The sequence below is a fragment of the uncultured Corynebacterium sp. genome (assembly GCF_902489365.1).
Lineage (GTDB): Bacteria > Actinomycetota > Actinomycetes > Mycobacteriales > Mycobacteriaceae > Corynebacterium.
Map to the genome: position 1 here is coordinate 1 of NZ_CABTZR010000026.1, position 21,117 is coordinate 21,117.

General features: G+C 59.4%; 22 protein-coding genes and 1 pseudogene. 14 read left to right on the plus strand and 9 right to left on the minus strand.

Annotation, left to right across the window (positions count from 1 at the left end):
* A pseudogene (locus tag RDN59_RS05645) lies at positions 1 to 364 on the plus strand (3-hydroxyacyl-CoA dehydrogenase/enoyl-CoA hydratase family protein); the annotation flags it as partial.
* Between the two features lie 313 nt (positions 365 to 677).
* Here the strand turns inward: RDN59_RS05645 and RDN59_RS05650 are convergent.
* On the minus strand, positions 678 to 1,589 hold the full coding sequence (locus RDN59_RS05650; protein WP_308606994.1) for a DUF559 domain-containing protein: 912 nt from the start codon (positions 1,587 to 1,589) through the stop codon (positions 678 to 680).
* A gap of 364 nt (positions 1,590 to 1,953) precedes the next feature.
* Entirely contained in the window at positions 1,954 to 3,129 is a 1,176-nt protein-coding gene (locus RDN59_RS05655; protein ID WP_308606995.1) for an acyl-CoA dehydrogenase family protein, read from the minus strand.
* Positions 3,130 to 3,374: 245 nt separating this feature from the next.
* Here RDN59_RS05655 and RDN59_RS05660 point away from each other — a divergent pair, with 245 nt between their 5' ends.
* On the plus strand, positions 3,375 to 3,932 hold the full coding sequence (locus RDN59_RS05660; protein ID WP_010189326.1) for a TetR/AcrR family transcriptional regulator: 558 nt from the start codon (positions 3,375 to 3,377) through the stop codon (positions 3,930 to 3,932).
* Here the strand turns inward: RDN59_RS05660 and RDN59_RS05665 are convergent.
* Both RDN59_RS05665 and RDN59_RS05670 read right to left on the minus strand, forming a co-directional pair.
* Positions 3,929 to 4,978 (minus strand): hypothetical protein, encoded by a 1,050-nt coding sequence (locus RDN59_RS05665; protein WP_308606996.1) that lies wholly within the window; start codon positions 4,976 to 4,978, stop codon positions 3,929 to 3,931. The two genes, RDN59_RS05660 and RDN59_RS05665, sit on opposite strands and share 4 nt — an antisense overlap.
* Complete coding sequence (locus RDN59_RS05670; RefSeq protein WP_049156332.1) at positions 4,971 to 5,465, minus strand: RNA polymerase sigma factor; 495 nt, start codon at positions 5,463 to 5,465, stop codon at positions 4,971 to 4,973. Before RDN59_RS05670 ends, RDN59_RS05665 begins: the two co-directional genes overlap by 8 nt.
* Before the next feature lie 94 nt (positions 5,466 to 5,559).
* On the opposite strand from RDN59_RS05670, the gene RDN59_RS05675 reads away from it, so the two are divergent.
* Positions 5,560 to 6,600 carry an RNase H family protein gene (locus RDN59_RS05675; RefSeq protein ID WP_308606997.1) on the plus strand — a complete coding sequence of 347 codons (1,041 nt, stop codon included), beginning with the start codon at positions 5,560 to 5,562 and terminating at the stop codon, positions 6,598 to 6,600.
* 38 nt (positions 6,601 to 6,638) lie between these two features.
* On the plus strand, positions 6,639 to 7,124 hold the full coding sequence (locus tag RDN59_RS05680; RefSeq protein ID WP_308606998.1) for a hypothetical protein: 486 nt from the start codon (positions 6,639 to 6,641) through the stop codon (positions 7,122 to 7,124).
* Here the strand turns inward: RDN59_RS05680 and RDN59_RS05685 are convergent.
* Positions 7,105 to 7,575: a YdcF family protein gene (locus tag RDN59_RS05685; protein ID WP_308606999.1), complete on the minus strand. Its 471-nt coding sequence runs from the start codon at positions 7,573 to 7,575 to the stop codon at positions 7,105 to 7,107. The genes RDN59_RS05680 and RDN59_RS05685 overlap by 20 nt on opposite strands.
* Positions 7,576 to 7,606: 31 nt before the next feature.
* On the opposite strand from RDN59_RS05685, the gene RDN59_RS05690 reads away from it, so the two are divergent.
* Complete coding sequence (locus RDN59_RS05690) at positions 7,607 to 8,500, plus strand: ribokinase (RefSeq protein WP_308607000.1); 894 nt, start codon at positions 7,607 to 7,609, stop codon at positions 8,498 to 8,500.
* Positions 8,501 to 8,520: 20 nt separating this feature from the next.
* Here RDN59_RS05690 and purE read toward each other — a convergent pair whose 3' ends face one another.
* The gene (gene purE, locus RDN59_RS05695; RefSeq protein ID WP_308607001.1) at positions 8,521 to 9,021 is read right to left on the minus strand and encodes a 5-(carboxyamino)imidazole ribonucleotide mutase; all 501 of its coding nucleotides are present in this window, start codon (positions 9,019 to 9,021) and stop codon (positions 8,521 to 8,523) included.
* Between the two features lie 80 nt (positions 9,022 to 9,101).
* A complete protein-coding gene (locus tag RDN59_RS05700) occupies positions 9,102 to 10,364 on the minus strand; it encodes a 5-(carboxyamino)imidazole ribonucleotide synthase (protein WP_308607002.1) in 1,263 nt (420 codons plus the stop codon).
* Between RDN59_RS05700 and budA the strand changes: the two genes are divergently transcribed.
* Positions 10,350 to 11,069 carry an acetolactate decarboxylase gene (gene budA, locus RDN59_RS05705; protein ID WP_308607003.1) on the plus strand — a complete coding sequence of 240 codons (720 nt, stop codon included), beginning with the start codon at positions 10,350 to 10,352 and terminating at the stop codon, positions 11,067 to 11,069. The two genes, RDN59_RS05700 and budA, sit on opposite strands and share 15 nt — an antisense overlap.
* On the opposite strand, the gene RDN59_RS05710 is transcribed toward budA, so the two are convergent.
* Positions 11,066 to 11,509, minus strand: a complete 444-nt coding sequence (locus RDN59_RS05710) for a hypothetical protein (protein WP_308607019.1) — start codon at positions 11,507 to 11,509, stop codon at positions 11,066 to 11,068. The genes budA and RDN59_RS05710 overlap by 4 nt on opposite strands.
* 442 nt (positions 11,510 to 11,951) lie before the next feature.
* Here RDN59_RS05710 and RDN59_RS05715 point away from each other — a divergent pair, with 442 nt between their 5' ends.
* Genes RDN59_RS05715 through rbsD form a run of 6 tightly spaced genes read left to right on the plus strand, consistent with a single transcriptional unit; the run spans position 11,952 to position 17,617 of the window.
* On the plus strand, positions 11,952 to 12,941 hold the full coding sequence (locus RDN59_RS05715) for a LacI family DNA-binding transcriptional regulator (RefSeq protein WP_308607004.1): 990 nt from the start codon (positions 11,952 to 11,954) through the stop codon (positions 12,939 to 12,941).
* Positions 12,938 to 14,476, plus strand: coding sequence for a sugar ABC transporter ATP-binding protein (locus RDN59_RS05720; RefSeq protein ID WP_308607005.1), 1,539 nt, complete (start codon positions 12,938 to 12,940; stop codon positions 14,474 to 14,476). The genes RDN59_RS05715 and RDN59_RS05720 overlap by 4 nt, the downstream gene beginning before the upstream one ends.
* 2 nt (positions 14,477 to 14,478) lie before the next feature.
* Positions 14,479 to 15,420 carry an ABC transporter permease gene (locus RDN59_RS05725; protein ID WP_308607006.1) on the plus strand — a complete coding sequence of 314 codons (942 nt, stop codon included), beginning with the start codon at positions 14,479 to 14,481 and terminating at the stop codon, positions 15,418 to 15,420.
* A 10-nt stretch (positions 15,421 to 15,430) separates the two neighbouring features.
* The gene (locus RDN59_RS05730; protein WP_308607007.1) at positions 15,431 to 16,345 is read left to right on the plus strand and encodes a D-ribose ABC transporter substrate-binding protein; all 915 of its coding nucleotides are present in this window, start codon (positions 15,431 to 15,433) and stop codon (positions 16,343 to 16,345) included.
* Positions 16,342 to 17,250, plus strand: coding sequence for a ribokinase (locus RDN59_RS05735; RefSeq protein ID WP_308607008.1), 909 nt, complete (start codon positions 16,342 to 16,344; stop codon positions 17,248 to 17,250). Before RDN59_RS05730 ends, RDN59_RS05735 begins: the two co-directional genes overlap by 4 nt.
* Complete coding sequence (rbsD, locus tag RDN59_RS05740; RefSeq protein ID WP_308607009.1) at positions 17,243 to 17,617, plus strand: D-ribose pyranase; 375 nt, start codon at positions 17,243 to 17,245, stop codon at positions 17,615 to 17,617. The genes RDN59_RS05735 and rbsD overlap by 8 nt, the downstream gene beginning before the upstream one ends.
* 42 nt (positions 17,618 to 17,659) lie before the next feature.
* On the opposite strand, the gene RDN59_RS05745 is transcribed toward rbsD, so the two are convergent.
* Entirely contained in the window at positions 17,660 to 18,565 is a 906-nt protein-coding gene (locus RDN59_RS05745) for a biotin--[acetyl-CoA-carboxylase] ligase (RefSeq protein ID WP_308607010.1), read from the minus strand.
* A gap of 71 nt (positions 18,566 to 18,636) precedes the next feature.
* On the opposite strand from RDN59_RS05745, the gene RDN59_RS05750 reads away from it, so the two are divergent.
* Both RDN59_RS05750 and RDN59_RS05755 read left to right on the plus strand, forming a co-directional pair.
* A complete protein-coding gene (locus tag RDN59_RS05750) occupies positions 18,637 to 19,626 on the plus strand; it encodes an ATP-binding cassette domain-containing protein (protein WP_308607011.1) in 990 nt (329 codons plus the stop codon).
* Between the two features lie 120 nt (positions 19,627 to 19,746).
* A complete protein-coding gene (locus tag RDN59_RS05755; protein ID WP_308607012.1) occupies positions 19,747 to 21,036 on the plus strand; it encodes an ABC transporter substrate-binding protein in 1,290 nt (429 codons plus the stop codon).
* The last annotated feature ends 81 nt before the right edge of the window (positions 21,037 to 21,117 follow it).

Consider the following 21,117-nt stretch of genomic DNA (forward strand, 5'->3'; position numbering starts at 1 on the left):
GGCACAGAAGGCTGGTTTCTTGGCTTCGGATGACGTCGTGCTCATGTCCTTCGACCACGTCCTCGCCCGCGCTTTGGAGGAGGCCGGCAACCTCGCCGACTCCTACACCCCGCCTGCAGACGCTTCTATCGAGATGTACTCCGGCTCCCCCGGCTTGGACCGTGACTGGCCCATCGACGGCACTACCGAGAACGACCACGTCATCGTGTCCAAGCTGGCCGAGATGTACACCGGCTCCGGCTCGCTGAGCTTCACCGAGTTCTGCGAGCGCGAGGTGGAGTACGACGTGCCGCTAGTCCTGTTACCGGCCAACGTGGAGCGCGCCAAGCACATGGCCGCGACCCGCAAGCCGCTCAACAACTAGCCCCGGCCGCTTCTATTTCCCAACCCCGCTCCCTTTTTCGGAGTGGGGTTTCTCCTTGTTCATTGCGACCTGAACCGGCAATTGACAGGCAGGTTTAAGCTGGTCACTTGCAAGTTTGAGCTGGGCATTCTGTGTACAGCTTTTAGCCATGCACATGGTTCTACTTAAAAGGCATTAGTCACATGGTTTACTTGCCCCCAAGTAAACCATCTAGGCGTTTACAAACGGTTCGTTTGCCCCCAAACAAACCTTTTCACTAATGCCTTCTGAATGAAACCATCTGGCAGCGCCCTCGTGCTGACAAGGAGGCTCGCTAGGCTGAACGAGGTTGCACGGTGTTTAACGCACCGCGCACCTCGTTAAGAACCTGTTCTCGGTTCTGGAGAAGATCCCGTGGTGAGTAACGCAGCACGATGTATCCGAGATTCTGAAGGTATTTCTCTCTTTGCCGCTCAGCCCGTATCACCGCTTCGGTAGATTTTCCGTAGGTCGCTCCGTCGTACTTCACAGCGCCGTCTATTTCCATGATGACTTTGCCGTTGAGAAGCAAGTCCGGCCGATACCCACCCTGAAGCTCTGGCTGAACCACGAGTTTCTTTCCCAGGCCTTCCACAATCAACATGCCGCGCGCATAGGACTCATAGGGAGATTCGGCGAGGGCGGTAGCATGCATAACCACTTTCCTAGCCTGAGCAGCACCTTTTACACGGCCCATTGCCGTGATCATTGACTGTAAATCGTCAACGCTAACGAGTCGTTTGCGCAAAGCGGAGTCGACAGTCATCAGCCCTTCCTCAAACGTCGCAAGCCGTGCGACGTCGATGCAGGTGCGCGCAACCGACGTGCACCGAAGCCCGAAGCGCTCCATAATGTCTGAGGTTGGCAGCCACATTTTTCGGTACATCACCTTGCTATCCCATTGCTGTCGCGGCGGGACTGTTTTGGATTGCCGTGCTAGAACAACCTGTGCGTCCCGAGACGACAGCGTCCACAAGCCCAACAGTTTGGCCGCAGATCTTTCCACGAGAACTGACCGATGAGCGCTACGCCCGAAGGCAACGATGTCAAAGAGATGGCGTTGGTAGTAAGGAAGAGCTGAATAGTACTCGCTGTTTATCGCGTAACGCGAGGTGAGGCGGATAAGTTCACCTGAAGCAAGTTGTTTCCACACAGGGTGGTTGTTCGAAAGGGGTCGTAGGTAAATGAGGTGTGAATCGTCAATCATGCTTCCATCATCATGGCTTCCAGCCCTCAAAAGCTACGGTCGATTCCCCGTCTGTGGATAACTTCAACTCATCCATCGAATTGGCTGATCTTTCAACAAAGTAATCCACAAGGTTCCACTCACAAGGCTTCACTCAGAAGTCTCTAGTCAAAAGGCTCATTTGCACCCAAGTAAACCTTCTAACAGCACAAAGAAGGTTCGTTTGCCCCCAAACAAACCTTCTCACTAATGCCTTCTGAGCAGAACCATCTTCGGCCGCTCACGGCGGTTCCAATAGAGGCCTCCCCACCAGGACTCGAACCTAGAATGACCGCGATAGTGGGAAAAAGATGGGCACGGTGGAATATGGGGCCACTTCGAAACGCTACTTGTAGGCCGAAAAGCCCGTAATCTTCTTGCCCATAATCAGGGACTGCACGGTATCGGTTCCTTCGTAGGTGTGCATGGCCTCGATGTCAGCGAAATGCCGCGCGATGTCGTTTTCTAGCAGGATTCCCACCCCGCCAAGCATGTCGCGGGCATCGGAGGCGATGCGGCGAGCAGCACGCGTGTTGTGCAGCTTTGCCGCTGAGGCCTGCTCCGGGGCCAGGGTCCCTGCGGTTTCGCGCAAAGAAACCTCACGGCAGGTCAGCATCATCTGGCTCAAATCGAGGACCATGTTAGCCAAGCGCTGCTGAATGATCTGCGCCTTCGCCAGCTCACGGCCAAACTGCACGCGCTCCAGCACGTACGAGCGAGCAATCTCATAGCACGCCACCGCCGAGCCCAGCGCCATCCAGGACACACCAATGCGGGTAGCGGTGAGAACGCGGGAAACATCCTTGAAGCTGCGGCACCCCAGCAGTTGGTTGGCGGCGGGGATTCGGCAATCAGTCAACGTAATGTGCGCCTGATGGATAGCGCGCAGGGAGAGCTTGCCTTCAATCACCGAAGCCGAATAGCCAGGAGCCTCCTGCGGCACGATGAAACCGCCAACATTGCCATCCTCCATGCGCGCATAAATGATCGTGATTCCGCCGGAAGCGCCGTTGCCGATCCACTTCTTTTCACCGTTAAGCACCCATTCATCGCCATCGCGTACCGCGGTGGTCTCCAAAGCAATTGAGTCCGAGCCGTGAGCGGGCTCCGTCAGCCCGAAGGCGCCAAGCAAAGAGCACGAAGCCATCCGCGGCAAATACGAAGCCTGCTGCTCCGGAGAACCCAGCATAGAAATAGAGCGCATAGCCAGCCCCGCCTGCACCGCAATCACCGTGCCCATCGAAGCATCCGCGCGCGTGACCTCCATGAGCGCCAAGCCAGCGCCGAGCGTCGACATCTGTTCATGGCCTTCCACCGCGAGGCCATCCGTCATCACGTCTAAGTCACCCAAGCGCTGAACCAGGTCCAGCGGGTACTCCGCGGCCTGCCAGTGCTGGTTGATCACTGGGGCAGAGTACTCACGAAACTGCGCTGCACGCTTCCACCCTGCAGCATCGGACTCAGAGAGGTCGTCAAAAACACCGAGGAAATCAGTGGTCGGCTCGAAGAGGTTGTGAGACATGGTGAGTTCTCCAATAAACAGGCAATACGAATGGCTATTAGCCACAATTGTGACTTGACTCTCCATCGGCTGTCAAGCTGTCCCACGCATAAGGTAAAACGACCACACATAACGCAGCACTTCCGCATATAACGCAACACGACCACGCAAGCACAGCCACCAGACAAACCAGCCCCCAACCGTCCCCCACAACCCACATCGCAGGTACACTAACCACCATTAGCTAGAACAGGAGGACGCCCGCCATGGCCAACCAAAGACGCCGTGACCAAATCGCCGCCGCCGCACTCGACCTCTTTGACCAGCGCGGCTACCACGCCACCGGCATGGAGGACATCGCCAAAGCCGTCGGCATGCGCGCCTCCAGCCTGTACAACCACTTCTCCTCCAAGCAGGAACTCCTCGCTGAAGTCACCATCACCGCCATGGAGGATCTCCTTCGCGCCAACGCCGCCTGCCTCGCCGGGCTGAGCGATCCCCGCGACAAGCTCGTCGCTACCATGAAAGCCCACGTCATCTACCACGCCACCCACGCCCGCCGCGTCCGCGTGGTCAACAACGAGCTCACCAACCTTGAAGAGCCCCACAAGTCCGTCGTGCTCCAGCTGCGCCGCGATTATGTCGCGCGCTGGATGGCCGTGGTCAACGAGGGCGATTTCCACGCGGAGAACCTCAAAATCGCCTGCTGGGCGCTCATCGACATGGGCATAGGTGTGGCCCAATGGTTTAGCCCCGACGGTGATTACACCGCCGAGGCTTTAGGTGACATGTACGGCCAGTTCGCCCTGCGCCAACTTACTTAGGGCGCGCAGCCAATCTGCTGCTCTTCCTCGCGCCCATCCGGGTACTGCACGCGCACGCGAGAATAGACCTCGGCGTGGTAGCCGCACGCCACGCGCTTGTCGACGACCACCTTGACGCGATCCTCACTGAATTTGCCCTCCGCGCAGTTGGGGTCACAGTCATTTTCGATGGCCACGCCCTCTGCCTCCGCGGAGTCGGCTCCCCAGCGCTGCCAGTCCAACTCGTTGACCAGGTAATTATTGTCAGCGCACGCTAGCGAGATTCGGTCTGGCCCCTCCAGGCCAGTGACGGACACGCAGTCCAAAATTGCGGTGGCATCGATGGTGGTTTCCACGTCTGGGCCTACGAGGCCAACCACGCGCACCAGTTGGCCGGTAGCAGGCAAGACGGAGAAGGAGACGCGGTCAGAATCGCGAATTACGGTGACCAGCTGGTCCTCGCCTTCGCCCTCAACAGTGCCGACCTCATTACCCTCCGCTTCCGCCAGCATGTCATAGGCGATCTTCTGTTGCTCGCTACTCAGGCCCGGCTGGAGCAGCAGCTCCAGCGCGCCTAGCGCGCGATTCGGGGCGGAATCCACCAACTTCTCCAAGCCGGCACGGTCGGTCGCCACGACGAGATCCTCCGGGTTGATGGAGGGCTGCGGATCGAAGCCTGGCACCTCGCCCTGTGAGGAAACCTCCACCGCACCGCCAGCATCCACCGCATATTCGGTGATTGCAGTGGCATCGCCGAGGGTATCGACGCGCTTCATGTATTCCTTCGCGGTCACGCCTTTATCCACGGCATCCGGCTGGGTCGCGGCAGCTTCGCCGGCCTGGGTCAAAATCTCCGCAGCCGAGGCCACGGGCTCCGAGTTATTAAGCAGCGGGAAGGCTCCGCCGATCAGCGCGAGCACCGCGACGGAAGCCGCCGCAATAGTCCACGTGGGGCGGCCCTTCGTGATCTTTGCGAGGGTGTCTTCGGAGCGGGCGAGGGATGCGTCGTCAAGCGCGGCGTCCGGAACCGGATTGGCGGCGCGGAGTTTGTCGAGAGAGTTAGACATCGGTTTCTCCTGTGAGTTCGGAAAGGTGGGTGCGTGCGCGGTGCAGGCGAACGCGCACGTTGTTGCGGGAAATGCCGAGGACCTCGGCGATATCGGGGTGGTCGAGTCCCTCCCAGGCGTGGAGAGTGAGAATTTCGCGCTCGGCGTGCGAGAGCTGCATCAGCGCGCGCGTGATGTCGAGGTTGGCATCGACAGCGTCATAGCCGGCATAAGACTCCAGCTCATGATCATCGAGGTTCTCCGTCTCCTGGCGGGTGCGGTAGAACTCGCGCATCACGTTGCGGGCGATGCCATACAGCCACGGCAGCGGCGTGCCGCGCAACGAGTCGAAGCCGGCCCACGCCCGCTCGAAAACGTCGGCCGCCAGCTCTTCGGCGTGGCTCGGTGGGACGCGGCGGCGCAGATACGCCAGCACCGCCGGATAATGCTCGCGAAACAGGCGGGAAAACTCCCGCTTGCGCGAACCAGGCAAGGTAAGGACAGACACTAATAAAACTCCAGAATGCTAATGGGCTCACTGAGTATGTTGCACTAGACGCCCGAGCGTTACAGCACAGCAATGAAATGGTTTACTAAAGGGGATGGAACCACTCGAGCTCTCCGCCCTGACGGGCACGCAATCGCGCACCTACGGCACGCGCAAGATCACCAAGGACATGATCTCAGCGCCCGTGCATGTGGCTATTGCGCTGTGGGATGAGCGCTGGGACTCCGCCGAAAACGGAACTGTCGACGGCTGGGTCATCGCCGTCAACACCAAGAAAACGCGCTTCGTGCGCAAAGGACAGATCAAGAAGGGCGACATCGTTGAGGTGGCCGTCCGCGAATTCGAAAAGGCCACCAAGGGGATCCGGGGACGCAGGTGGATCGTCACCGGGCGCCGGCAAGCGGCACTGCGCGCCGCGCTGGAGGAACGCGGCTATGCCGTGACGGGGAGTTTTGCGGAGGAGAATAGGGCGTCGAAAAGCGCCAGCTCCGTGCGGCGCAAGCAGGCCGGAATCACCGCGCGCCGCGCGAAGAAGGAAGGCGAGGCCCCGCGTAAGAAGCAGGTAGTAAAGGTGGACACACCGAAGGCACACTGGTGGCCGAACTTCTCGACGGCCTCCTCCTGGCCCGAGGGCGCCACCGTGCGCATCGCCACGGATGCCTCCTCGGACACGGTGTTCAAGGGCTCCATGTGCTTCGTGGCCAGCAACGGCGATTACCGGTTGCGCACGCGCAAAACGACGGCCAGCACCGATGAGCTCGAGCTCGAATCCCTCACCCTGGCGTTGAAATACCTGCTCAAGGTCGGGGCCACCAAGGCGATCATCGAGTCGGACTCAGTAGCCGCTCTGGAAGCGGTGGAGCAGATTCGGAAGAAGGGCTCGAAGGCGGTGCGCTCGCGCGGGGTGTGGCGCGGACTGTCTTCCGGCTCGCGTTCGCGCTTCCAGCAGGCGTGGCATGACGTGGAGGGAGTCTGCGAGGTGACCATCCGCCGCGTGATGGGGCATGCGGGTGACCCGCTGAACCGGGCGGCGGACCAGATTGCGTACATGGGACTGCGGGCGATTGCGCATCCGATGAAGCAATCACGCGCCACGCTGAAAGAAGGCATCAGGAAGGCGTTGGCCAAGCTCTAATTCGGGGTTCGGTACACGAGTGACCTAGGGTAAATCGCATGAGCAATCCCTTTGACTCCAACCCTTTTGAGGAGCCGACCAAGCCATTTAACGGCCGCGGGGCTAATCCCTTCGCGGAGCCCGCGCGCGAATCCTACGCGGCGCCTTCTGCGAATCCTTCTGTAGAGCCTTTTGCAGATCCGGTCACGGAGCCTTTTGCTGAGCCTTTTGCTGAACCTTTCGCTGAGCCTGAGCGCGCCTACACACCGGCACCGATGCAAGACTATTCTCTTGAGCAGCACTCAACGGGCGGCAAGATTCATCACTTCTCTATCTTCAAAGGCCTGCTCAGTCTGTTCTCGTTCTTGGTAGGCTTTACCGCGATTACCGATGGCGACATAGCCTTCGGCATTGGCTTCGCCCTGCCGGGAGCGTGGTACTTCCTCAAGTCGCTGCAGCAGAAAGCTAACCCGACCACTCCGCAAAAGCGTCACTGGTTTGTCATTTGGTTGATTGCCATCGTGCTCATTTTCTTCGGCGCCTAGCCACCACCCGCCGCCACACGATGCGCAGCAGCGAATGCGGCGTCGCCACCACCTCGCGCAGGTAGTTCCACGGGCGGTCTTTTCGCGGGGTGCGAACGCCGTGCATGCGTACTCGAATCCCCAAGTGCCCGGCCCACATGCGGGTGCGCAGCACATGAAAGTCATTGGTTACAACGCGAAAATAGCGATAGTCCGGGCACAGCGCATGGGCGCGCTCAAGATTCTCGTTGGTGCTGGTAGCGAGCGGTTCACGGAGGATCCGCTCCGGCTGAACACCGCGTTCGACGAGGTAGCGCGCCATCGGCTCTGCTTCCCCGTAGCCGGAGACGATGATTGGCTCCTCCGGCAACAGGCGAGCCATCACCACCGCACGGTCCAACCGGCTGCGCAGCAGCGAGCCGGGCTCGCCGCCCTCGACGCGCGCGCCCAACACCAGAAGCGGAAACTGCATGCTCGCTAGCTTAGCGTGCATACTGGTCAGCATGAGCATGTGCGTAGTCGGTTCCATCAACGCTGACCTCGTGGTCCACACCGCGCGGCATCCCCAGCCGGGCGAAACCCTCTTGGGGCACGGCGGCACCATTACTGCGGGCGGCAAAGGAGCAAACCAGGCGGTCGCTGCCGCCCGCCTTGGCGCGCAGGTCAGCTTCGTCGGCGCGGTGGGCAGCGATGCTTATGCCGCGCCCGCGATGCACTACTTGCAGGCCAGCGGCGTGGACCTCACGCACGTCGAGGCCAGCGAAGAGGTGACGGGCTTGGCGGTCATCACCGTGGACGCACAGGGAGAAAACACCATCATCGTGGTGCCGGGGGCCAATGCGCTTGTCAGCGCTTCCTTCGTCACCACCCACTCCTCCCCTATCACCGAATCGGAACTAATTCTGCTCCAAGGCGAAGTTCCGGCGGAAGGTTTTGCCAAAGCAATCGAGCTGGCGAAGGGGCGGATCGTGGTCAACCTTGCGCCGGTCATCGAGGTTGACAAGGAAGCGCTCCTGCGCGCTGACCCGCTGCTAGCCAACGAGCACGAAGCCGGGCTCATCCTGGAACAGCTGGGCCTTAGCGGTGAGGGCGCGCCAGCAGAGCTGGCACAACGGTTGCGCGAAGCCGGCTTTGCCTCGGTGGTCCTCACGCTGGGCGCGCGGGGAGCGCTCGTGGCCGAAGAGGCTGAGCTTGTCGACGTCCCCTCCCCGCAGGTCACCGCCATCGACACGACGGGCGCGGGCGATGCCTTCGCCGGCGCGCTGTGCGCCCGCTTGCTGGAGGGCGATTCGCTGGTGGATGCCGCGCGCTTCGCCGCGCGGGTCGGGGCCTTTACCGTCACGGGCTCCGGCGCGCAGGCCTCCTACCCGGATCTGACAAGCGAGTTGCCCGGTTAATTACCAGGCCACGCAGCGGCTTATTCACCCAGGAGCTGGGAACGCAGGTTCTCATCCTTCTTCTCCACCTCGGCGGCCATGTTCTCTTGGTAGGCCGCCATCTTCTCTACGAGGGCTGGATCGCCTGCCGACAGGATGCGCACGGCAAGCAGGCCCGCATTCTTCGCGCCGCCGATGGACACGGTGGCCACCGGCACCCCACTTGGCATCTGCACGATGGACAGCAGAGAATCGAGTCCGTCGAGATCCTTCAGCGCGCGCGGGATTCCGATGACCGGCAGCGGCGTGGCCGCGGCGACCATGCCCGGCAAGTGGGCCGCACCACCGGCACAGGCGATGATGGCCTTGAGCCCGCGCTCATGCGCAGACTTGGCATAAGCCAGCATCTTTTCTGGGGTGCGGTGCGCGCTAACCACGCCTACCTCGAAGGGCACGCCGAACTCGGCGAGCACCTCGGCTGCAGGCTTGACGGTGGGCCAGTCGGAATCGGAGCCCATGATCAGGCCGACGAGTGGTTCCATAAAAACTCTCCTTATTGAATAGGTTTCAAGCTCGCTGCGGGCTTAAGAGTGCGCAGTGGTCTGAAGAGTGCGCTGTGGGTTTAAGCCCACAGCGCGTGGACGAGGAAGTGGGCGGCATCGTGGGCGATGCGGCGGGTTTCCTCCACATCCTCACCGACGACGTTAACGTGGCCAATCTTGCGGCCCGGCTTGTGGTCCTTTCCATAAAGGTGAACCTTCGCCTGCGGGTAGCGCTCCATAACTTCACGAACGCGCTGCGGCATGGGCATCTGCGGATCCTCCTCAGCCCCCAGCACATTGGCCATGACCGTTACGTGCGCCAGCGGCTCAGTGGAGCCAAGCGGCAGGTCCAGCACCGCGCGCAGGTGCTGCTCGAACTGTGAAGTCACGCAGCCATCTTGGGTCCAGTGTCCGGTGTTGTGTGGGCGCATGGCCAGCTCGTTGACCGCGATATCCTCTTCCACAACCGCTCCCGGGGCACCCGAAGCGGAGGCGATGATGCAGCCGGCATCTTGCTTCGTGGCAAAGGCGAAAAGCTCCACTGCCAGCACGCCAGTCACACCGAGTTCGGTGGCTACCTTGATACCTACCTGCATCGCACGCTCCGCGAGCGCTGCCGACAAGTTCGGGGCAGGGGCAAAAGCCTCAGCGCAGATCCCATCTCGCTGCACGGACTCGGTGACCGGCCAGGCTTTGACCTCGCCGGAGGGGCGGCGGGCGACGAGCACGGATAGCTCGCGGGTAAGGGAAACTTTTTCCTCGGCCATGAGCGGTGTGCCAGCGGCGAGGAGCTTTTCTACCAGCGGCTCCAGCTCCTCCGCGGAGGGGAACCACACGCCATGGCCGTCGTAGCCGCCGCGGCGGGCTTTGAGGCACACGTGACCGTCGACAAGCGCTGCAAACTCCCGCGCATCCTCCACTGATTCGATGGCAGCAAAGCGCGGCACCGGGGCGCCCAGCTCAGCCAGCTTCCGGCGCATGAAGAGCTTGTCCTGTGCGTAGAGAAGGGCGGAAGGTTGAGGCTGGACGTTGAGGCCGTCGGCGATGAGAGACTGAACGTGCTCCGTGGGGACGTGCTCGTGCTCAAAGGTGATCGCATCCGCGCCTTCCGCGGCGGTGGAGAGCACGTCGAGATCGTGATAGTCACCGAGAACCACGTCCGGGATCACCTGTGCGGCGGACTTGTCCGGTGCGGAAGCCAGCACGCGCAGGTGGATGTCGAGCTCAGCGGCGGCCGGCTGCATCATGCGTGCAAGCTGGCCGTCTCCATAAACAGTAACGAGGGGTTTGTGTTGTTCACTCACTCTTTCAATACTAGCCTTGGGGCCATGATCGTCCGGCATACCATCTTTCAGAACTCCCTCATGACCGCGCTGTTGGATGGCATTTACGACGGCGAAATGAGCATCGGCGAGCTCTTGGGCAAGGGCAATTTCGGCATCGGCACCTTCGATGCGCTGGACGGGGAGATGATTATCCTCGACGGCGTGTGCTACCAACTGCGCGGGGATGGCACCGCGACGGTGGCTGATTTAGACCAGGGAACGCCTTTTGCGGTGGCCACGAACTTTGTCCCCCGTATTAAGGTGGCCGCGCCCAAGGGATTGAAGCGCGAGGAGCTGTCAGCCTTCATCGATGAGGTCGAGCCTTCCGCCAACTACATGTACGCGGTGCGAATCACCGGACGCTTCAGCAACGTGGTTACCCGCACGGTGGTCAAGCAGAGCAAGCCTTATCCGCCGATGGCGCAGGCCGTGGGCGGCGATAAGGAGCTGCGCTTTAACGACGTTGAAGGCGTCATCGGTGGTTTCCGCACACCGGTCTTTGAGAAGGGTATTTCGGTGCCGGGCTGCCACGTGCACTTTATCGACGCTGCGCGCACCTCCGGCGGGCACGTGCTGGACTACACGGTGGATGAGGCCACCATTGAGCTCTGCCCCGGCACGGACCTGGATCTGCGCTTGCCGCTGACGCACGAGTTCCGCTCCGCCAACCTGGCCCCTGATGACTTGGACCAGCAGCTGCACACGACGGAGATTAAGGACTAACCCCAGACCGGTTGTTCGTTGAGGATGTCCTCGACGTACTTGGCTTTAGGGATGGACGGGAAATACATCGGCTTCTCATAGCCGTGGAGCGCCAGCGAAATCCCGCCGCGACGGCGGCGTGCGCCGCGGATATCGGTGAGCGGGATCGAATCGACGCGTTTGCCTTCGCGGGCGATGACGCGCAGGTTGGTCACGATGAAGCGCTTGCGGCGGGCCTTGACGAGGGGCACGACGAAGCGCCAGACGGCAAGCAGGGCCCATATAGCTACCAACCCATTGCGAATCGCCAGTTCAATGCCGTTATAGTCACACCAGCCGATGGCAATCCAGCACACACCCGTGACGACGACGAGCTCTAAGAAGGGAAAGAGCAGTGTCCGAAACGGGGCGGTCATGTCCGCGCGCACAACCTCGCCGCGGCCCATCTGCATGAGATTCATGGGGCTCATGGTACCTACCTTCCTACTCGTTCCATGGTCCTCCCCCGCTACCCGAGCGTGAGGGGTGACCGCCTCCTAGCCTCGGCAGTCCGGCGGTCCGGCGCGGCATCGCACATGGCATTTCCTAAAAGGCATCAGTCGAAGGGCGTCTTTGCTCCTGAAAACACCATCTGTGGGCCTGCAAAAGGCGTCTTTGGGGGAAGACACCTTTTGACTAATGCCTTTTGACAGACACCTTGTGAAAAGCGCCATGCGGAATTGTGACAACCTAGCGCGTTCCACTGGGGGTTACTTCTCCTCCCAGAAAGGGCCAGTGCACGGAAATTTCTAGACCTCACGACTAGCGCACGACACAAAACCCTTGACAGCAGGAAAGGCCGGCAGTAGGTTGAGAAACACCCGTGCAATCGATTGCACTAGAAGCCACAGGAAGGAGGATTTCATGACTGGAGCCACATTAAAAGATATTGCCGCTGCGGCTGGGGTTTCAGTTTCCACCGCCTCGCGTTCCCTTGCCGGAAATCCTGCTATCTCCGAGAAAACACGGGCGAAGGTAATGAGCATCGCGCAACAGCTCAATTATTTGCCCAACGCTCAGGCACGAGCATTGAGAAATTCTCGGTCCGACGCCATAGGGCTCATCATCCCTAACTTGGACAATGCCTATTTTGCTGCCATGGCCGCTGCAGTGGAAGAAGAAGCGAATAAGCGCAAACTCTCGACCATAATTACCAGTTGCGGAGAAGACCCAGAGCGCCTGATCAAGGCCCTCGACACCCTCTCCCAACGGCAGGTAGACGGAATCATCAGTGTCCCGCTCAAAGGTGCAGAAGATGCACTGCAGCGCGCGGCAGAATTTCGCCCTCTGATACTCATCGATCGTTCCCTTAATAATCTTCCAGCCGTGGTCTCAAACCCAACTATCGGGATAAATGCGGCCGTGGCCCAGCTCAAGAGCAAGGGGCACACCTCGATTGGCTATCTCTCTGGCCCCCAGGAAACTTCTACCGGACGCGAGCGCCTAAAAGCATTCAAGGATGCAACAATCGGAATGGATATCCACATCCATCACGGCAGCTTCCGCCACCGATCTGGATACAAGGGCGCCATCGCGCTTCTTCAAGACGGCGTCACAGCCATAGTCGCAGGCGATTCCATGATGACCGCAGGCGCGCTAGAGGCTTGCCATAACGCTGGCAAAAGAATTGGTGAAGAGATCGCACTGGTCGGCTTCGATGACTTCATTTTTCTACGTTTCCAACCAGCGCCAATCTCTGTCATAGACCAGAACGTCACGCGCATGGGAGAAGAAGCTACCGCTCGATTAGTTGACGCAATTGATAACAAGCGGCAGCCCGAATCGACGGTTATCGATACCCGCTATATCCCACGAATGTCCACCGCCTACCGATTCCCTGGAGAACTCACATGAGTGAAACCGTCCTAAAACTTGAGGGCGTAACCAAGTCCTTCGGCCCCGTTGATGTCATTAAAGGGGTCGACCTCAACGTACGGAGAGGCCAAGTCCAAGCCCTCTTGGGCGAAAACGGCGCCGGCAAGTCCACGCTCATCAAAATGATTGCGGGCGTACACGAACCCGACTCTGGCCGCATATTAGTAGATGGCAAAGAAGTTAAAATCCCCGATACTAAGGCCTCCGAGGACCTCGGTATCGCGACTATTCACCAAGAACTCAACTTGGTGCCAACAATGTCTGTAGCCGAAAACATCATGCTCGGTCGTACTCCGCAGCGCTACGGACTCGTCAACCGCAAGCATCTAAGGGCTCAAGCGCAAGCAGCCCTACGCCTCATCGGGCTTGATGTTGATCTCGATACTCCGGTGGGAAAGTTGGGCGTCGCCAAGCAGCAGCTGGTTGAGATCGCGAAAGCCCTTTCCATGAATGCGCGCATTCTTATCTTGGATGAACCCACAGCCGCGCTGACCGGCAAAGAAGTCGATGCACTCTTTACAGTTCTCGAAGGTCTCAAATCAAAAGGCGTGGCGATGGTGTTTATCAGTCACCACCTAGATGAGCTTGCCCGGATTGCAGAGACCATTTGTGTACTGCGCGATGGTGCCTTTATCGCCGAGGTCCCTTCTGATACAGATGAGGATGAACTGGTGCGACTTATGGTCGGTCGCAGTATCGAAAACCAATACCCACGCGACACCCCGCCCGAGCGCGGCGAGGCCTTGCTTGAAGTTGCAGGCCTGACTACACAAGGCTCGTTTGAGGACATCTCTTTCGAGGTCCACTCCGGCGAAGTTGTCGGTCTCGCCGGACTTGTCGGCGCTGGCCGCACGGAGATCATTCGCGCCATTGCTGGCGCAGACACCTACGATTCAGGATCCATTCGTGTGAATGGCCAAGAGCTTCGAGGCGGCGACATCGGCGCCGCAATTCGCGCCGGAGTGGGACATATCCCCGAGGACCGGAAAGCACAGGCGCTAGTCCTGGATGCTTCGGTAGCAGACAATCTCGGTTTCGCAACACTCTACCCCACCGCTAAAGCTGGGATTGCGGACCGTTCTGGCCAATATCGGCGTGCAGGCGAAGTGGCAGAAAAACTTCGTATACGTATGTCCGGGCTTGACCAGGCTATCCGCAATCTCTCCGGCGGAAACCAGCAAAAGGCAGTCTTCGGCCGGTGGGTCCTCGCCAATTCAAAAGTTCTCTTACTCGATGAGCCAACCCGCGGCGTGGACGTAGGCGCCAAGGTAGAAATCTACAACATCATTAACGAGATTACGGCAGCCGGCGGCGCGGTCCTCATGGCTTCCTCTGATCTACCAGAGGTACTTGGAATGTCTGACCGGATCCTCGTCATGTCAGGGGGACAACTTGCCGGACAACTGCCAAAAGAATCCACTCAAGACGACGTCATGACCCTCGCCGTAGCCAACGTAACTTCAGCAACTTCCGCAGCCGCTACTAACTCCGCTAACCACAACCCCAAGGATTAATTATGACCAAGAATCGTGTAGCCAACTGGGCCCTGAACAATGGCGCTCTCGTCGGTCTTATCGCCCTGTGTATAGCGCTTTTCATCGCCACCCCGTATTTTTTAACCATAACTAATCTACTTAATGTAGGCATCCAGGCAGCTACCGTAGCCATCCTGGCTTTCGGTATGACCTTCGTTATTGTTACCGCAGGAATCGACCTGTCCGTCGGTTCCGTAGCCGCGCTTGGCGCTATGGTTTCGGCCTATATGTTCTCCACTGCCGGACTTCCAGGCTGGCTGACCCTAATCATTGGTCTCAGCGTTGGTGCTTTAGCGGGCGCTATCTGTGGCATGGCCACTGCGTGGGGAAAGATTCCCTCATTCATTGCGACACTGGCGATGATGTCTATTGCGCGTGGCCTAACCCTCGTCATCTCGCAAGGTTCCCCCATTGAGACCGCACCTTCGGTCAACTTCTTTGGTGGCAACGTAGCCGGCTTCCCAGTGCCCATCATCATGATGGTCATTGCAGGACTTCTCTGTTGGTTCATCCTAGAGCGCACTGTGCTCGGACGTTCCATGTACGCCATCGGAGGAAATCTCGAAGCAGCACGTCTCTCCGGTCTTCCAGTCAAACGCATCCAGATAGCAGTATTCGCACTTTCTGGATTTTTTGCAGCGTGGGCAGGAATGGTCATGGCGGGCCGCCTCGAATCTGCACAACCACAAGCAGGCACCGGCTATGAGCTAGACGCCATCGCTGCAGTCGTTATCGGTGGTGCCTCGCTGTCTGGTGGTCAAGGCAAAGCTACTGGGACCCTGGTTGGCGCTATTTTGCTGGCGGTCATCCGAAACGGCCTCAACCTCCTCAATGTTTCCTCCTTCTGGCAACAAATTGTCATCGGTTTAGTCATCGCGTTGGCCGTGGGCTTCGACGTCTTCCGCAATAAGACGGCTAACTAAGGAGCGCCTCATGAAAAAGATCATTTCTACAGTTCTCGTTGCCGTTCTTGCATTGGGTTTGGTCTCGTGCAACCGCTCTGAAGAAGACCGTCAGCGCATAACTCTTGCGCTTTCAACCCAGACAAACCCTTTCTTCGTTGAGCTACGCCATGGCGCACAGGACAAGGCCAAAGAACTCGGAGTCCCCCTCGATATCCAAGACGCCTCGGATGATCCTGCTCAGCAAGTCAATCAACTCGGCAACGCTACTTCGATGGGCGCGAAAGTAGTAGTTGTTAACCCCACAGACTCCGATGCTGTAGCTCCGGCAGTACGCGGAATCAAGAACAATGGTGTCCCTGTGGTCGGTGTAGACCGCGACGTTAACGGCGTAGATTTGGATTCCATGGTTGCCTCCGACAATGTCGCCGGCGGTGCCCAAGCAGCGGATCAGCTGGCCAAATCCATCGGCGAAGAAGGTGACATCCTCATCCTGCAGGGCACCGCAGGTACGTCGGCCTCGCGCGAACGTGGCAAGGGATTCGAGTCACAGATTGCCAAATATCCGGGTATCAAGGTCGTCGCTAAACAGTCGGCAAATTTTGACCGTACAGAAGGGCTCAATGTAGCCACCAACCTTTTGCAGGCCAACCCGAACATCAAAGCCATCTTTGCGGAGAACGATGAAATGGCCCTTGGCGCCGTCGAGGCCCTGGGATCGCGCGCGGGTTCCGAGGTCAAGGTCGTGGCCTTTGACGGTACTTTTGATGGCCTCAAAGCTGTCAAAGACGGGAAACTAGAAGCTACCATCGCTCAACAGCCAGCCGAGCTCGGTGCCCGCGCCATCGAGCAAGCCGCGTTACTCCTGCATGGCGAAAAGGCACAGAAATCTGTCCCTGTAGAAGTCATCACCGTTACCCGCGACAACGTAGAGGAATTCCAATGAGCAAGTTAACTGTCGTCGGCTCTATCAATGCCGATCTCATCGTCCACGCCGAGCGCCACCCTCAGCCCGGAGAGACCCTGTTGGGTTCTGGCGGTGAAATCCTAGCCGGGGGCAAGGGCGCAAACCAAGCAGTGGCCGCCGCCCAACTTGGTGCGCATGTCGCTTTCGTTGGTGCCGTAGGTTCTGATCCCTATGCCGAACCCGCTATGCATTACATGCGGACCTCGGGTATCGACCTCAGTGCAGTAGAGCAGGTAGACACCAATACTGGTCTTGCTGTCATCACTGTTTCCGCCGACGGCGAGAACACCATCGTCATTTCCCCCGGCGCTAACGCTCGGGTTGACTCAGATTTTGTCACCGCCCGCAGCTCCACCATCGCTGATGCCGACATCGTCCTCCTGCAAGGCGAAATTCCTGCTTCTGGCTTCCAAGCTGCAGTAGAACACAGCAACGGGCGCGTCGTGGTTAACCTAGCTCCTGTTGTCAAAGTAGACCGGGAAAGCCTGCTGCAAGCTAATCCGCTTCTTGCCAATGAGCACGAGGCTGGTCTCATTTTGGAGCAGCTCGGTTTTCCTTCCGATGGCACCCCTCACGAGCTTGCCCATCGGCTTCTTGAGGCTGGCATCCGCTCCGTAGTCTTAACCCTTGGCGCGCGTGGAGCGTATGTAGCTACCCCGGAAGGCGGCGCGGATATACCTACCCCACGCGTGACCACCATAGATACCACCGGCGCTGGCGACGCCTTCGCCGGCGCCTTGTGCTTTCGACTCTTGCAAGGCGACTCACTCACCGATGCCGCCTCATTCGCCGCCCGCGTCGGAGCTTTCGCTACAACCGGCAATGGTGCACAACCTTCTTACCCAACTACTTCTTCATGCTTACCGGAGGTGGAAAATGCGTAAGTCTGGAATCCTCAACCCGGCACTCGCCAGCGCCGTTGCTCGTCTTGGACACACCGATACCTTCGTCATTGCGGATTGCGGGCTTCCCATACCGCACGATGTGACAGTTATTGATTTGACGTTAACCTTTGACATCCCTTCCTTCGGCGATACACTTTCCGCGCTACTCACCGAAGTAGTAGTCGAAGCAGCCACCATTGCGGATTGCACTCCGCCTGAGATACGGTCTTTGCTCCCCAGCGCCCCGCTTACGGAAGTCACTCATGAGGAGCTCAAACGTCAAGTCGCCCACGCTTCATTCGTGGTGCGTACTGGGTCAACCACGCCGTTTTCCAACGTCATCTTTCGCTCCGGCGTGCCCTTCTAGAACAGCTTTTGATTCTTCCCAAAAGCAAGCAATCCCATTTCGCTACTGACCAGCAGGGCGCAGGTGGATGACATCGCCGGCGGAGTAATACTCGCCGCCGACATTGATGCGGCCGTCATCTGCCACGCCCTCGACGGTGCCGATGACGTCGCCGGTCGGGGCTTCGAGGCGTACTTCCTGTCCGATGGAAGAACACACCTTGCGGTAATCAGCCATCAGCTGTGGATCCCGCTGCTCCCACTGGGTAATGCGGTGACGCAGGTTCTTCAGCACGGTAATGGCCAGCTTCGTGCGGTCGGTATCAAGGCCCTCAAGCGCAAGCGACGTCGCGGCCTCGATGGGCAGCTCCTCCCGGGTCAGGGTGACGTTGATGCCCATGCCCACGACTACGCGGGCTGAAGGCGGGTTCGCAGACTGGGTCTTCGGGGCGATTTCAGCTTTGTTTACTTCAGCTTTGTTGATTTCGGCCTTGTTCACCTCAGTCTTATTCAGCTCCGCCTTGTTCACCTCGGCCTTATTGATTTCGGTCTTGGAAACCTCAGTCTTCGGAGCAGATTTGAAGGCCTCCCCCACTGGGCCGGCCTCGGCGAGGATGCCGCACAGCTTCTTTCCATCGATGTGCACGTCATTCGGCCACTTGAGTACCGCACCCTCTACAGAATCAGTCACGGCCAAGCCGGCAGCTAGCGGCAGAGTACCGAGGTGATCCAGCGAATCCGGAAGGATAAGCACGGAGAAAATAAGCTGGGAGCCAGCCGGGCTCACCCACTGACGGCCCAATCGGCCTTTGCCGGCAACCTGCTCGTTGGCGAGCAGCACGGTACCATCAGCAACCTTCTCCGCCTCCATGAGATCGGTATTGGTCGAGCCAGTGGACTCGGTGTAATCGATGACGGAAAAATCACCATCGAGAGCTTCGCGGATGCGGTCAAGATTTAGAGCTGTCATACTGCCAACCCTACCCGCCGTTAGTACTCGACCACGCGCACTGTGTCCGCAGCGGGTGCTAGTGTATGTGCATGGCAAAGGTCACTTTTGAGAACGTCGGCATCACCTATCCCCGCGCCGAGAACCCCACGGTCAAAGACCTCAATCTCGAGATTGCGGATGGCGAGTTTCTAGTCCTCGTCGGCCCGTCCGGCTGCGGTAAGTCCACCACCCTGCGCGCCCTCGCAGGACTTGAGCCGGTCTCCAGCGGCCGCATCCTCATCGATGGTAAAGACGTCACGGGGCTCGAGCCCGGCGAGCGCGATATCGCCATGGTCTTCCAGAACTACGCCCTCTACCCGCACCTCACCGTGGCCCAAAACATGGGCTTCGCCCTCAAGCTGGCCAAGATGCCCAAGGCTGAAATCAAGGCCAAGGTAGAGGAAGCCGCGAAGACTCTAGGGTTAACGGAGTACCTGGAGCGTAAGCCGAAGGATCTGTCCGGTGGCCAGCGCCAGCGCGTCGCCATGGGCCGTGCCATCGTGCGCGAGCCAAAGGCGTTCCTCATGGATGAGCCGCTGTCTAACCTGGATGCCAAGCTGCGCGTGCAAACCCGTGCGGAGCTGGCCAGCCTCCAACAGCGCCTCGGTACCACCACCGTCTACGTCACCCACGACCAGGTGGAGGCCATGACCATGGGAGACCGCGTCGCCGTGCTCAAGGACGGTGTCCTGCAGCAGGTTGCACCGCCGCGCGAGCTATACGACGCCCCCGCTAACGAATTCGTCGCCGGCTTCATTGGCTCCCCCGCGATGAATATCTTCGACTACAACGGCGGCCGCGTTGGCGTTCGCCCAGAAAAGATGTTCATCAACAAGGGTCCGGTGGGTTTCCAGGGCACGGTGGAGTTCGTAGAAGAGCTAGGTTCCGAGTCCTTTGTCTACGTCACCGTTGGTGAGCAGCGCTTCGTTGCCCGCGCAAGCGATAACGTTCCACAGCGCGGGGACAACGTCGTCCTCACCTTCAACCCCCGGGAGGCGCACCGCTTCGATCCGGAAACCGGCCAGCGCATCGAGGTTTAAGAAGAATCAGGGGGTAGTTTTACCCCCATTTTGAGTGAATTAAACGTCAAAACCACGTGCACTGTGGGGGTGATCCCCTATTTTGAAGTCACCAGAAGTTTTCCGAAAGGTGAATACTCCATGAAGAAGCCGTTCCTCCCTAGCTCGCTGCGCTCTGTCCGCCGCGGCGTAGTCGTCACCACCGCTGCCCTTGCTCTGACCTTGGCGGGTTGCTCCTCAAGCGACGAGGGATCGTCGTCAAGCACTGGCTCCGATGCCTCCTCGACGGATGGTGACGGCCGCGGCCCCATCACCTTTGCCATGGGCAAGAACGATACCGACAAGATCACGCCCATCATCGAGGCATGGAACGCCGAGCACCCAGATGAGAAGGTCGAGCTCAAGGAGCTCGCCGGCGAGGCCGACGCACAGCGCGAGACCCTCGTGCAGTCCCTGCAGGCGGGCAACTCTGACTACGATGTCATGGCGCTGGACGTGGTCTGGACCGCGGACTTCGCCGCTAACCAGTGGCTGGCACCGTTGACCGGTGACCTCGAGGTGGATACCTCCGGACTGCTGGAGCCCACCGTGGAATCCGCCACCTACAACGACACCCTCTACGCGCTGCCGCAGAACACCAACGGCCAGCTGCTCTTCCGCAACACCGAGTTGGCGGACAAGGCTCCGGAGAAGTTCGACGACATCGCTTCTGCCTGCGAGGCTCTCAAGGATGATGCTTCCTGCCTGACCACTCAGCTCAAGCAGTACGAGGGCCTCACCGTCAACACCGCCGGCTTCATCGAGGGTTGGGGCGGCTCCATCCTGGATGACGAGGGCAACGTAGCTGTTGACTCTGACGAGGCGAAGGAAGGCCTGCAGGCGCTTGTCGACGCCTACGAGGACGGCACCATCTCCAAGGACTCCACCGCCACTACGGAGGAGGAGACCAACCTCGCTTTCACTGAGGGCAAGACCGCTTTTGCCATCAACTGGCCGTACATGTACACCAACGCCGAAGAGGCTGGTGTGAAGTTTGAAGTCCAGCCGCTGGTGGGCAAGGACGGAGTCGGTGTCTCCACGCTCGGTGGCTACAACAACGGCATCAACATCAACTCCGAGCACAAGGCTACGGCCCTGGACTTCATGAAGTTCATCATCAACGAGGAGAACCAGAAGTCCTTCGCTGAGGCTTCCTTCCCGCCGGTGCTGGCATCCATCTACGACGATGACTCCCTGGTCGAAGAGTTCCCGTACCTGCCGGCTCTCAAGGAGTCCCTGGAGAACGCCGCACCGCGTCCGGTCTCCCCGTTCTACACCGCCATCTCCAAGGCGGTTCAGGATAACGCCTACGCGGCGCTCACCGCAGGCAAGTCCGTCGATGACGCCATGAAGGATATGAAGGCAGCCATCGAAGCCGCTTCGCAGGGTTAATTTCCCAGCGTGCTTGGGGCGCGAGTAAGTCCACGTGACTTGCCCGCGCCTCCTTCTGCGATCCGGGCTCTTTTCGCCCAG